This is a genomic window from Syntrophales bacterium (assembly GCA_035363115.1).
Lineage (GTDB): Bacteria > Desulfobacterota > Syntrophia > Syntrophales > PHBD01 > PHBD01.
Genome location: DAOSEM010000003.1, coordinates 80504 through 95040, shown reverse-complemented (window position 1 = coordinate 95040; position 14537 = coordinate 80504). Strand labels below are relative to the sequence as shown.

The 14537-nt window shown below is 56.6% G+C and carries 7 protein-coding genes; all 7 read left to right on the top strand.

Features of this window, described 5'->3' with window-relative positions; all coding sequences use genetic code 11:
* The first annotated feature begins 30 nt into the window (after positions 1-30).
* The 7 genes from PLO63_08280 (at position 31) to PLO63_08250 (ending at position 14395) form a co-directional block, all read left to right on the top strand.
* The gene (locus tag PLO63_08280) at positions 31-678 is read left to right on the top strand and encodes a hypothetical protein (protein ID HOI74127.1); all 648 of its coding nucleotides are present in this window, start codon (positions 31-33) and stop codon (positions 676-678) included.
* 59 nt (positions 679-737) lie between these two features.
* The gene (locus PLO63_08275; GenBank protein HOI74126.1) at positions 738-1976 is read left to right on the top strand and encodes a tetratricopeptide repeat protein; all 1239 of its coding nucleotides are present in this window, start codon (positions 738-740) and stop codon (positions 1974-1976) included.
* Between the two features lie 1333 nt (positions 1977-3309).
* Entirely contained in the window at positions 3310-9249 is a 5940-nt protein-coding gene (locus PLO63_08270; protein ID HOI74125.1) for a tandem-95 repeat protein, read from the top strand.
* A 61-nt stretch (positions 9250-9310) separates the two neighbouring features.
* Positions 9311-10312 (top strand): hypothetical protein, encoded by a 1002-nt coding sequence (locus PLO63_08265; GenBank protein HOI74124.1) that lies wholly within the window; start codon positions 9311-9313, stop codon positions 10310-10312.
* Positions 10309-12465, top strand: coding sequence for a type I secretion system permease/ATPase (locus tag PLO63_08260; protein ID HOI74123.1), 2157 nt, complete (start codon positions 10309-10311; stop codon positions 12463-12465). The genes PLO63_08265 and PLO63_08260 overlap by 4 nt, the downstream gene beginning before the upstream one ends.
* On the top strand, positions 12455-13849 hold the full coding sequence (locus PLO63_08255) for an HlyD family type I secretion periplasmic adaptor subunit (GenBank protein HOI74122.1): 1395 nt from the start codon (positions 12455-12457) through the stop codon (positions 13847-13849). Before PLO63_08260 ends, PLO63_08255 begins: the two co-directional genes overlap by 11 nt.
* Before the next feature lie 63 nt (positions 13850-13912).
* Positions 13913-14395: a toxin-activating lysine-acyltransferase gene (locus PLO63_08250; protein ID HOI74121.1), complete on the top strand. Its 483-nt coding sequence runs from the start codon at positions 13913-13915 to the stop codon at positions 14393-14395.
* The last annotated feature ends 142 nt before the right edge of the window (positions 14396-14537 follow it).

The window sequence follows — 14537 nt, the reverse complement described above, 5'->3', positions numbered from 1 at the left end:
AATGAAAGAGGCACTTTTGAGGAGATCAAAATGCAAAGAACAAAAAAATATTCCAAAACGATCTGTTTGTTGCTGGGCATAATCATTCTAATCGGTTGTTCACCGGGGGCTTCCACAGTCGTAAATATCCGTCGCGATCATTACAAGCCCGATATGGGACAAGTCCTTCACGATCTTTATAAGGAACGGAAAATTTTCCTGAATTCCGTCATCGACGAATCGAAGGACACAACGAACTTCTATTCATACAACCCCGACCGTTCAGTCGCTTTTTGCTATTTCTATGAAGGGAATTCATGGAACCAGCCGCTTGCATCTTTCTACTGGTATGCCTACCAAAAGGCCCTCGAATCGATGGACATGATCGTTGAAGAGAGAAAGCCTTCCAAGGACTCGCCAGAGTTGACCATAACATTCAAATCGATCAACAGCCAGCAACTGCGATTTCACGTCCTTCTCATATCGAAAATGACCCCGCAAAAATCATTCGCGAAGGACTATACCATCTCAATGCCCCAAAATGCGGCAAACGATCCTGAATCCATGGAAAAATCAGCCTATGCAATGATCGACAAGACTGTGATCATGATTCTTGGCGATCCGGAGTTTCAGAAAGTATTTTTTAATAAAGGGGATGATAAGCGGACCAGCGCCATGATCGGCTTACAGAAACCATGAAGTTAATCCCGCAAGATCATTTATATGGTGCCCACAATCAAGAAAAGAAAGGAAATGACATGAAAAAATTTATCATATCATTGTTACTTGCAATTATTTTCCCATCTCTGGTTTTTGCCTCAGCATATGGAAACTATGACGTAAAAAAAGTCCTTTCGCTCAAAAAAGACACTGCGGGCAAGAATATCGTGTCCGTCGATAGAGACTATCTGGAACACATTCTTGCTGATCTGATGAATCATGCCGGCAACTACCCTGTAAAGTTCGATTCTGCAGCAGACAAGGAACGAGCCGTGAATAATGTCATGCTCCTGTCCAACGTTCTGGATATTCTCAACAAGAGCAAGAAAGCAGAACCAAGCATTCTGCTTCATACGGGAATACTCAACAGCATTGGTCACAACCTTGATATTCATAATTCGACAGAACGCGCCAACGCTGCATTTCAACGATTGTTGGAATCGTCCCCCAATGATCCACAAGGCAATTACCATTATGGCGTATTCCTCGGAAACAGCGGCCGGGCAAAAGAAAGCATTCCATATCTGGAAAAGGCCCTGCGGCTGAATGTGAAGAATGCTTCCTATTCCCTTGGAATGGCCTACGTCGCAACTGGTGATAAAGAAAAGGGCATAGAATATCTGAAACAATATTTAACAAATCATCCTGATGACAAAAACATTCAGCCTTTAATCAATGATGTCCGAAGCGGAAAGTATCGTGTGAAGCATGTGGTTGAGCAAGGACGTCCATCAAGTTCTCGGGAAAAGGCAAAGAAAACATTGGAAGTGTTTCAAGTCGATCAGCCGGAAGGATATCTTGTCTTGTCGCGTGTGGATCGAGCGGACATACTGATGATCCAGATGATTCCAAAAGGCCAGACACGGAAAGATTTTTCTGAAAGCCTGACTCAAGTGCATTTCAAATCAAAATCCAAGCATACAACAACAGAATTTTACAAAGGAATGACCTTAAAAATTTTGGACACTGCCTGCAACGGCGGTGCAATGCACGAAATATCAAAAGATACGGATAATCACTATCCGTGCATGATCTTGTTTTCCGAATGCCCGGCCCCCCAAAAAACCGGCAAGCCTTTCTACAAATTGTCCAAGACCATCGAAGGGAATGAAGGCTTATATCTGCTGGAAAAAGAATGGAGAAACAAACCGGCCAAGCACGACAGGGAGAAATGGGAAAAGATCTTTCGTGCATCTACTCTTTGTGACCTCGAAAGGCCGGGACATCCCTGTCCCAAAACCTTAAAACTGCAAACAGGAGAAACGAAAAGCAATTGAAGTTCTTTTTAGATTAAATAATCCGCATACTAAAAGCGAAGATACATTCATATTGAGCCTGTTCACCGGAGTTTGACACCATGAATAAATTTACCGGGGCCTTATGGATCATCAATATTTTTATTACATATTTGATTCCCCCATTCATTTTTTTTGTATTGCTAATGATGGGAGCTAACAAGGGTTATATTTTTAAAATCCTGACGCCGGTTGAAACAGCTCCGCGAATTACAATGGACATATTACACAACAAATACGCGGTTATTACTTATATAGCACTCCTATTATTTTTTATTTATTTATTGATGTCTCCCCCCATCCTAGATTATTGTTGCACATTCATGCCAGTTATTTGTACGTTCTGGCTTTTATTTGTGAGCTTCAGAAGATTAAAGCCAATCCAATTCATTATAATATATTTATCATTTCTGTCATTAGGTATAATGTTCGGCTTTATTTCTTGCGACATCAAAACATCATTGTACCACAATGACCCATATATCTTCGTCAGCCTTAACTATGCTTTATCATTTCCATTATTGATTATATACTTATTATACTATGGTTCTTCTAAAACCATCCCCACTGTTATGAAATACGAAAAGTTACGCCTGATGGCGCTTTATTTATTTATGTTCTTTTTAGAATATCATTCTGCAGTCTTCAAATTTAGTTTTGATTAATTAATCCATCAAGGAGGAATCACATGCCTTACATTACCGTTTACAGCAAAATACCTTCTTCGCAATTCTTTTCAAACAAATCATTTATGCACTCATTCATACAATTGAGTCACGACATAAAGCAAGTATATGGCTTTTACAATAAATATGGCATCACTGAAGGTAAACCAGGCCAGATCCTGGATGACAGCTGGCGAATTGAAACAGGAGATTATCAGGCAAAAAAGGACATCTATGTAACAGAGGAACAATATAATCGCATTGTAGAAAGGATCAACAAAAGCATCGAGCATTCAGGAAATTATAACTATGTAGCGTTTCTTACAAAAGACCCAAACGATATTGAATGTACGATGTGGGTCAACAATTTGTTAACCGACAGCGGAGTTAAGACGGATTTAACCAAGTTTCAAACTCCGATCGGTCAATATTTCTGGATGAAGTATTCAGATAACCCCTTATTGTCAGCGGAACAGTTAAAAAGCATAGAAGATGATTGGATTCGTCACTACAATATACAAAAAGAAAATGGAAACCAAGAACATCAATATGATCAATTACCTGAGAGCTTTGTAAAAGACTTTATGTCAAGCGTTAACAACCACATATCTGACAAGCTCGCCGAGAGCCTTATTCCCAAGACATCCACAATGCTTGCCGACTCAGGTGACAGCGGCGGCAATCAAGCGGTGGTGGAGGCCTGGCAGAACGCGCAAGCACGAACGGAACTCGTCTCCACCCTGAAATCCATCCTCGAGGAGGAGCAGGACACCCGGATGCTCAGCGTCCGATCCTCCACAGACAACACCGTCACCTTTACCTTCGACAACGGCAAGACCTACTCCGTCCATTCCGACAGCAGCTACGATTATGCCCGGCAAGACGGGAACGGCGATATCGTTTCCGGGCACGTCAACGCGGACGGGAGCTGGATGGAACAGGTCTCGACCGCCGACGGCACACCCGTCTCCTCGCAAGCGGTAAACACCGACGGCAGTTGGACCGCCAACACGTATGACTCCAACGGCTACCTGATCAGACAGGAGACGACCGACAAGGACGGAAACGTCACCGATACAACATACGACGCCCAGGAGGCCGCCGCACGGGCCGCCTACGAGCAGGCCCTCAAGGATACCGCCCCCATCGGCTACGCCGCCACCCTGGGCGAGGCCCTGGCCAACGGAGACGGCCTCGGGGCCGCCGCCGCGGCGATTCACATGCTGAACTATGAGTGTGCGATTGAAGCAATTGTCGGGAAGGAAAGTACACCGACTTACGTAGCCGGCCTCGGCGCCGTCGCGGCGGGCCTCGACCTGATCCATTCCATCCAGAACAAAAACTATCTCGGTGCGGCTTCCTCCGGCATCAATCTGCTGAAGGATATCGGAACCCTGGCAGGCCTTCAATCCACAGACGGCTTGATGAACGGCCTGGGTGCCGTGGGCGGGGTTCTGGGCGCAGCCGGCGCAATCCAGGGGCTGACCTCCGACGACGCCCTGACGCAGATCCAGAGCGCCGGGAATCTGGTGGTCGCCTTGGACAACACCTGCAAGGGAGTTACGGGTCTGATGGGAACCAGCAGCGGTTTCCTAACCCCCGGCGTCGCCGCGGGGATTGGACTGGTCACCTCCGCGATCTCCATGGTGCAGTCCTTCGAGTCCGGCAATCCGGCGGCGATTGTGAGCAGTATGGCCAATGTTGCACTTGCCGGATATACCACCGCCGTTGCCCTTGAATACGGCATCCTTCAGGCCTCCCTTTGCACCTTCAATCCCTATGTCATCGCCGCCGCTATCGTAATTACCCTGATCTCCACCCTGGTGGGCGGCATGTTCGGTGATGATGACGAAGAAACTCCGCCGCCTCCGCCGCCGGAGGGCGAAGCCCATTTTGTCCGGTACGAAGACGGGAGCATCGGCATCTCCGTCGAGGGCAAAAACGGCGGATTCGAGATCCTGCAGGCCAAGATGACGGAGCTGCTGGCCGATCTACGGCACCAAGCGGAAGCGGCGGGATTGGAGATCGTTCCCGAGCGCCTTCCTTCCCTCGCCCTCGCCGGCTGGCCCTCCTTCATGAGCAACAATTACATCTACGTCATGGAGTTTGCCGATCCGGTCACCGGCGAGCCCCGCATGCTGGCGGCTCCCATTGCGGATGCGGCAGACAAATTCATGGGGGCTTCCTCCTACGCGGAAGGATTCGTCGAGAAATGGGAGGCCGAGCAGATCGAAACGCGCCGCGAAAACGGCGATCCGAATTATGCCGAGACGGAGGGGCAGTATGCCCACAGGTTGAGCTCGCAAGCTGCCGGCGAGGCCGAAACAGACGCCGGGCACCAGGCCCTGACGGCGCTGGTCGTGGACATTGCCGGAGACGGGGTGCCCAAAATCGCCCTGCCCGAGTCCGTCGCCAGGACCCTGACGGCCCTCCTTTCGGACGGCGTGGCCCGCTTCGACGCCGACGACGACGGATACAAGGAAGCCACCGAATGGATCACCGGCCGGGACGCCTTCCTCGCCATCGACCGGGACGGCAGCGGCACGATCGACAACGCCCGGGAGCTGCTGTCGGGCATGAATGTGGCGGCGGACATCCGCGGCCGGGAGCTCCTGTCCTTCTTCGACGCCAACCACGACGGCGTGCTCGACCGGAACGACCCCGCCTTTCTGGCGCTGAAACTCTGGCTGGACGTAAACGGCGACGGGACAAGCGACGTCCGGGAGGTCTTCGGCCTGGCGGATCTGGGAATCGAGCGGATCGAGCTGAACGGCCTTTCCGATGAGGACATCCTTCTGCGCTTCGCCGAAGGTGAGGGTCTCCGTGCGGAGGAGATCACCCTGGAGGCCGAGAAGGACGGCGCCGCCGTCTGGCAGGACGAACGGAGCGGCAACATCGTCGTCAACGCGGAAAACGGCCTGGACGGAAAGGGAGCGGACGCCCGACTCAACTATGTCGTGGATGCGGACGACCTGGCGGAGCTGCAGAAGCTGTTCGACCCGGAGGCGGATCTCTCGGAGGAGGAGCGCGAGCGGCTGATCGCGCTGGCCAGGGAGTACAACCTCGATCCCGAGGCCCCGGATTTCGAACAGACCGTGAAAAGCCTGCGGGTCCGGGGCACCGCGCCGGTCTCTTCCGCACCCATCTACCTGGAAGACGGCAGCGTCGATTCCGACGAAGATCCTCTCGCCGGCGGGACCAAGACCCAAAGGACCATCCAGCGCATCCTTTCCGCGGCCTCGGAGGACGCCTCGCTCCTCTTTTCCGGAACGGGGGCCGCGCTGACGGCCCTGGCCATCGGCGCGGGAGCGATCCCCCTGGGAGAGGCGGAGGCGGCCCCCACCGAAGCTCCCACGGATACCATGCAACCGTCGGCTGCCGTGACAACCCCCGTCCAGGCGGACGAGCTGTCCGTCCTGGCCTCGACGGAAACGATTACAGCGTCTCCCTACGAAACCATCGTCATCACGTCCGAAGACGTCTTTTCGCTGCCCGAGACCGGCAGCATCGCCGCCTCACCGGACGAGGAAAACCTTCTGTACCCGGACCGGCAGGCGGCTGGAGAAATCGAATCCAGGGAGGAAAGCGATCCCTTCCCAAAGCCCGCCGCAACAGAGGCCGCGGCAGGCTCCACCATACAGCAACCGTCGGAGGACGCATCCGATGCCGGCCGTGGCGGGATCGACTTTCCTGAAAACAGTCTTCCGGATTCACCACCGGTGGCCATGGACGATCCAATCAGAGCAGAAGAAGATGTAGCGCTCCTGCTGACGCCCCAGGACCTCCTGGGAAACGATTACAATCCCGACCCGGACCGCATCCTGAGGATCATTGAAATCGGGAAGGCGGACCACGGCATGGCGAGCCTCAATCCGGACGGTACGGTTCTCTTTGTTCCGGATCGCGATTATCACGGACCCGCAAGCTTCACCTACATCATCTCCGACGACGCGGGGGGAATCTCGAAAGGAACCGTGATTATCGAGGTTGCGGCCGTCAACGACAATCCGACCGTCGTGGGCGAATACATCCCGGCAGGTGTGGAGGACACGGCGCTCCTCATTGATCCCGCACTCCTCCTCCAAAACGATTCGGACGTGGACATCGCCACGGGGGACGGCGACGTTCTTTCCGTCGCAGCCGTCGGCAATGCGGTCCACGGAACTGTCCGGATGGTCGAAGGCCGGGTCGAATTCATCCCCGACACCGATTTCAACGGGCTGGCCTCCTTTGACTACACGGTTTCCGACGGCATGGGCGGCCGGACCACCGGCACCACAAGCATCCGCATCGCCGCCGTCAATGACGCGCCCATCGGCGTCGGGGAAAGAATCGAGATCGATGAAGACACGATTGCGGTGATCCCCCAGTCGGTGCTCCTGGCCAACGAGATCGATCCGGACATCGCCACCAACGGCGACACACTCAAAATCATATCGTTCTCCAACGCCTCCCACGGCACGGTCTTCTTCAACGACGAGAACGAGGTCGTCTTCGTTCCCGATGCCAACTACCATGGAACGGCGGGCTTCGACTACACAGTGTGGGATGCAGCCGGCGCGGAGACCACCGCCCACACGACCGTTGACATCGCGTCGGTGAACGACGCGCCCGTTGCCGTCGGCGAGACATTCCACGGGGGCCTGGCGAACGCGGTTGTATACATTCCCATTTCCGCGGTCCTGCAGAACGATTACGACGTTGACGGGGATCCGGTCCGATTGACGGGCATTCTCTCGACCGAACACGGCGAAGCGCTGATGGACTGGGAAAATCAGCGGATTGTCTTCACGCCGGAGAAGGACTTCACAGGTACGGCCGGCTTCCGGTACCAGATCACCGACGATCACGGCGGGGTCGCCGAGGCGACGATGGACATCCGGATCAACACGCCGCCGGAGGCCGCCGCGGACGGGATCACGGTACTGGAGGACGGCGGCGCCGTGGACTACGACCAGTCGTGGGCAACGGTCATCCTGCCGGAAACCCTGCTGGCCAACGACAGTGACGTGGACGGAGACAACCTGACGATCAGATGGGTCGGGAACTCGGAGAACTGCACCGTCGAGATCCAGGACGACGGAACGATCCGGCTGACAACGCCGCAGAACTACAACGGGCCGGCCTCTTTCCAGTATGAAACGACGGACGGTTACGGCGGAACCGCCGTCCAGAGCGTTTCCGTGAACGTCCTGGCCGTGAACGACCGGCCGGTAATAGAGAGGGTGGCACAGGGATTCCCGATCTACTGCTATGAATACAAGCCATCGGAAATCATCGGATATCGATACGAAGAGTTTAACCCGGTCCCCATCCCGGTCTACTCCGAACCATCGTGGACGGTTATTTACGATAATGAGAAGGCAATTCAGGTCTACCGGGAGGGACACGCCGTGGCGGCTTCCGGGAGCGAGGAGCCGATCACACCGTCATTTTACAGGAACGGGACGCTGGTGCCGATCGCTTATGACAAAGACGAGCCCCTGCTTTCCGCGGACGATGAGCTGAAAGACACCCTTACGAAAGACTTCGGCCATATCGTCGCCTGGGACCCGGACGGCAATTCGGAATCGCTTTCTTATCAGATTGTTGCAAGTCCGCTCCACGGCAGCGCTACCCTCGGCAGCGCGCAGGGTTATCTCGGGTATACCGACGCGAGATACGGGGGCGAGACCGACAGCCATGGAAAAGTTGTCTTCTGGGAATTCAACCCCACTTCATACGATACCTACTTCGGGAATTCGACCTTCACCGTTCGTGTCAGCGACGCGGAGGGTGCCTACGCCGATGTTCCGGTGACTTCCTTTCATTATGGCTACATCCCCGGCGGCGGCAAGCCCGTCGCCATCGATATCGACCGCGACGGGCTGGAGTTTGTGGGCGTGGACGACTCGAACGTGTTCTACGACATCAACGGGGACGGCTGGCGCGAGCACATCGCCTGGACCGACAGGGACGACGGGCTCCTCGCCTTCGACAAGGACGGCGACGGCATCATCGACCGACACGACGAGATTTCGTTCACAGGCTACAAAGAAGGAGCCCGAACGGACCTCGAAGGCCTGCAGGCTTTCGATACCGACGGCGACGGCAGGCTCACAGCGAACGATTCGGACTGGGCGAGGTTCGGCGTCTGGCGGGACGCGAACCTGGACGGCATCACGGACCCGGGGGAATTCAAGTCCCTGGCGGAGATGGACATCGCCGCCATCAACCTCCAGTCCGACGGGAATATATCCGTGGAGGCCGAAGGCGACGTTACGCTCTTCGGGACTTCCTCCTACGAGATGGAGGACGGTACGACGGGGAACATCGGAGACGCCGCCTTCCGGTACACCGATGAGACGATGCCTGCCCAGGAAGCTCCCGTCGTTCCGGATTCATCCGCCGCCGTCGAGTCGGCCTGCATGAGCGACGCGGATATCATGCGCATGCTTCAGCAGTTCGTATCCGACTGCGCCGGCGAGATGGTGCAGCCCCCTTCGGAGCTATGCATTCCCCCGTCCACGGCACCGCTTGACGTGATCATCGCGGAAAACGTCCTCCACGAGTTCATGGAGCCCTCCGCCCAGAATACCGTGGTTTCATGAAAGCCGCCTTTATTCTATCGGAGCGGGAGACTGGGATCTTCTTGCCGGGGGCGTTCCGACCATGGGGCTGATTCGATTCGCAACCGCAGCGGACATCCCGGCACTGGTTGAGCTGGGGAAGGAGATACACGCGGGAACCCGGCTGTCCGCACTGCCTTACGACGAGGACAAGCTGGCCTCCCAGTTCCAGGCCATCCTGGAACCGCAGAACGAGAGCTACTGCATTTTTGCGGCGGTGGTCCCGGGTGAAGGGTTCGTCGGCGCGCTCATGGGAGCGGTTGCGGAGTACCCGTTTACCGGCGCCCGTATGAGCAGCAATTACGTGTATTTCGTAAGATCCCGGTTTCGCGGGAGCTCCCTGGCGGTGAGGCTGCTCTTCGCGTTCCGCCAATGGGCAACGAACCGGGATGCCAGGCTGTTCTGCATCAGCCAGAACGCCGGCGTCGATACCGGGCGCTTCGACAAGTACATGCATCATCTCGGCTTTGTACGCACGGGTGGCAACTATTCCCGGTGGCTGAACGGCCGGGAAGAGAAAACACAGGCCGAAACGATTCCGATCGGGAAGATCACCATCCGGCCCGCCGGCGTGCCGGACATACCCGACATTTCGGACCTGTTTGGGAAAATGCATGCGGAAAGCCCGCAATCCCGAATCCGGCTGCAGCAAGGCCGATTCTTATCCCACCTGAAGGCCGAGTTGGAGCGGCCCCGGCCCGAGGAAGTCTTTCTTCTTGCGGAGGAAACCGGTGGAAAAATCGCGGGCATCCTCTCCGGGCACGTGACGGAGTACTTTTTTTCGCGGGCCCGCATCGCCATGAGCCACCTGTTCCATCTGACGCCGGAACATCGGGAAGGAGCCGCCGCAGGCATCCTGCTTCGGGGCTTTCAGTCCTGGGCCGAACGGCGGGAGTGCCGGGAGCTGAGCCTGAGCCTGACTTCGGGTATCGAACCCGGGCCGCGGGAAAAGCGGATCCTGGAGGCGGGATTTGTCTTCACGGGCGGAAACTACATTCAATGGCTTACAAAAAAGGATGGGAAAGGGGACGGATCCACTCCATGAGCGATCAGAAAAAGGCAGCGGGGAAAGACCAGACGGGACTGGACTGTGTGCGCATGATCGCCCGGCTGCACCAGCAACCGGCGGATCCCCAGGCGCTGAGGCACGAGTTTTCGCCCGAGGGAATGCCCTTCGACCAATCGGCCGTTCTTCGTGCCCTTCGTTCTCTCGGGTTCACGTCGGAGTCCATCTGCTGCCGATACAAGGCGCTCCTGAATATGGCAATTCCAGCGATAGTGGAACTGTCCGACGGCCGTTTCGCCCTCCTTGGCAAGATCGACGAGAATCGCGCCCTGCTGCAGGTTCCGGGTGCCGAAAGGGCGATGCTGCTTTCCCGAACCGATTTTGAAAAAATGTGGAGCGGCCGCATTATCACCGCGAAGCGCACGTTTGAGCCGGAAGAACAGACAAAATTCGGCATCCGCTGGTTCTGGCAGGCCCTGAAGAAATACCGGGGCCTGCTCTCGGAAACGCTGGCGGCATCCTTTTTTCTGCAACTCTTCGCCCTCATCACCCCGCTGGCCTTCCAGCTCGTCATCGACAAGGTGCTGGTCCACCGCGGGCTGTCCACCCTGGACGTCATCGTAATCGGTCTGATCTTAGTGACCGTTTTTGAAGTCACGCTGGGCACGCTCCGCACCTATCTCTTTTCCCACACGACCAACCGGGTGGACGTGGAGCTGGGCGCCAGGCTCTTCCGCCACATGCTGGCGCTGCCCATCCATTACTTTGCCAGCCGCCGGTCCGGCGACACCGTCGCCCGCCTGCGGGAGCTGGAAACGGTGCGGCACTTCCTGACGGGCTCGGCCCTCACGGTCACAATCGATCTCCTGTTCACCATCGTCTTCCTGGCGGTGATGGCCTACTACAGCTGGCTCCTCACCCTGATCGTCGTGGTCTGCATCCCGCTGTTCGTGAGCGTTTCCGCCCTGCTGACACCCCTCCTGAAGCAAAAGCTCGACGACAAATTCGCCAAGAATGCCGAAAACCAGTCCTTCCTATTCGAGACCGTCTCCGGGATCGAAACGGTCAAGGCGGCGGCGGCGGAACCGATGCTCCGCCGGCAGTGGGAAGAGCGGATGGCCGGCTATGTCCGGAGCGCCTTCCAGTCGAGTCACCTGGCCAACCTGACGCAGCAGGGCATCCAGTTGATCAGCAAGGGGCTCACGGTCGTTCTGCTCTGGTTTGGAGCCAAACTGGTCATCGATGGACAGTTGACGGTGGGCCAGTTGATCGCCTTCAACATGCTGTCGGCCCGTGTCAACGCCCCGATCCTGCGGATCGCCAACCTGTGGCAGGAATTCCAGCAAATGCGGGTTTCGCTCCGGCGGCTGGCGGACATCCTGGACGCACCGGCTGAACCGGTCTTCCGCCCGGGCAAGAGCAGCCTGCCCGAGCTGAAAGGGGCCGTGAAATTCGAAGACGTCACCTTCCGCTACCGCCCGGATGCGCCGGAAGTGCTGAGAAACCTGACGTTCGAAGTCAAACCGGGAGAGGTGATCGGCGTCGTTGGTGCCACCGGTTCCGGAAAGAGCACGCTGGTCAAGCTGCTGCTCCGGTTCTATGTGCCCGAGCGTGGCCGGGTTCTGATCGATGGGATGGACGTCTCCATGATCGACGCTTCATGGCTCAGAAGGCAGGTCGGCGTGGTGACGCAGGATGTCGTCCTGTTCAACAGGACCATCCGGGAGAACATCGCTCTGTCGAACCCGGCGATGAGCATGGAGCGGATCGTGGGTGCCGCCGAGCTCGCCGGCGCGGACGAATTCATTCGCCGGATGCCGGAGGGATACGACACCCTGGTGGGGGAGCGGGGCGGCACGCTCTCGGGGGGGCAGCGCCAACGCCTGGCCATTGCGCGGGCGCTGGCCCTCGATCCCCGGATGATCGTCATGGATGAGGCGACCAGCATGCTCGACGCCGAATCGGAAGACCGGCTCTGGCAAAACATGGATACGATCTCCCGGGGACGGACGGTCTTCATCATCACTCACCGGCTCTCGACCCTGAGGCGGGTGGACCGGATCTTCACGCTGGAGGACGGTGAACTGGTCGAAGAAGGATCCGAGCAGCAGCTCCTGAAGCAGGACGGCCGGTATGCCCGCTTTCATCGCCTGCAGCTCGGCTCAATGGAGGCTCGCGGCCATGAAGGATAAAAAAAGGGAGGAATCCGCCAAAACCGGTCCGGGGTCTTCGAAGAACAGGGGATTGGACAGAATGCTCGAGGGGGGGGATGAGGAGGCCTTCACGCCTGCCTACCTCGAAATCCAGAAGCACCCTCCCGCCCCGCTGGCCCGGACCATGGCATACACCCTGATGGGCGTCGTCGCCGCGGCTTTTCTATGGGCGTTCCTGTCCGAATTCGACATTGTGGTCACTGCGCCGGGAAAGGTCGTTCCCTCGGACCGCATCAAGCTCGTCCAGCCTTTCGAAACGGGCATTGTGAAGGCCATTCATGTCCGGGACGGACAGGCCATCAAGGCGGGGCAGATATTGATCGAGCTGGATCCGACGTCCAGCCAGGCGGACAGAAACCGCCTTTCCAGAGACGTCCTGGAAACCGGCATGGAGGTGCGCCGCCTGAACGCACAGGCCGCCGGAAAGCCGAGAATCGAAGATGTTACGCCGACGGATGACCTCTCCCTGATCCGGACGCAGAACCTGCTGCTTAAGAACCGCCTGGCGGAGCACGGCCAGAAAATGGCGGCCCTGAACCAGGAGATTGCCCGGAAGCGGGCCGAAAGAGCGGGCGTGGAGGCAAGCATCCGGAAGCTCCAGGCGACCATGCCCCTCCTGGAAAAGCGGTTGAACATGAAGGAGGAATTGGTTAAGGACGCCTATGTATCCGAAATGGCGGTGATCGACAGCAGGCTGGAGGTAGCCAACCAGAAGAACGACCTTGTGGTGCTGAAGGCAAAGCGGAGCGAAACGATCGCCGCCGAAAACGCCGCCGCCAAAAGCAGGACTCAGGCCGATGCGGAATTCCGATATCGCACACTCACGGAACTGGCGGAGGCCAAAAAACGATACGAGACGGCGGCCCAGGAACTTGTCAAAGCGGAGCAGAGAAAGCAGCAGCAGTTGCTGACGGCGCCCTGCGACGGGATCGTTCAGCAGCTGGCCGTGCATACGGTCGGCGGCGTCGTCACGGCGGCACAGCCCCTGCTGACGGTCGTCCCGGAGGGAACAAACTTCGAGATCGAGGCCCAGGTTCTGAATAAAGACATCGGGTTTGTCCATCCCGGCCAGGACGTGGTGGTCAAGCTGGACGCCTTCGAATACACGAAATACGGATACCTGAACGGCAGGCTGCAGTGGGTGGGGACCGACGCCATCCAGGATCAGAAGCTGGGCCTGATCTATCCAGTTCGCATCCTGGTTTCGAGCAATCAACTGCCGGGCAGGGTGGCGGGAAGGAATCCGTCGATCGGCGCCGGCATGTCCGTCACGGCGGACATAACCGTTCAGAAACGCGGGGCCTACGAATATTTCCTGGGCCCCCTCCTCAGGTACAAGAACGAAGCGATGCGTGAACGCTGACGCGATAAGCGATATCAGCGTTCGGAACACAACTGAAATCGGAAATAGAAAAGGAGGGCAACCATGACAGAAAATAAAGAAGCGGCCGGTGGGCAGCTTCCCCGGCAGCAGGCAGAGCTGGTCAAACTGGCGGTGGAACAGGCAAAACTGGTGTTCAAAAAGCTGCCCCTTCTCGGCCCCGTGTGCTTTCTGGCCATGAATTCACCGGCCCACCGGTTCATGTTTGTCGCCGATTTCGAATGGCGGATTCTGCCCCCGGTCGTACTCGACCAGGCGAAGGTGTACATGCGGGATGAATCGCCCGTTGCCTTTGCCAGCTGGGCCTTCCTGTCGAAAGAAGTTGCGGATCGCTACCGGAAGATCGGCCGGCTGGCGCCTCCGGACTGGAAAAGCGGCGATGAACCCTGGCTGATCGACGTCATCGCCCCCTTCGGCTCCGTGGAGGAAGTCGTCAAGGATCTCAAAACAAACACGTCTTTGGCGGGGAAGACGACCAGAATGCTCGGCCCCAAGGTCGGTGACGAGCAGGGAATCATCGAATTCTGATCTCTCGATTGACCGATATCTCACTCGTGCTCCAATTCAAGTTCATATTCTTCTGAAAGGACTTCTCTGCTTAACTTGAAGCAAAAGGCCTTTTTTATTGCTTCATAGAATGAGGCATTCAGGGCGGCAAATGGCTTGATAC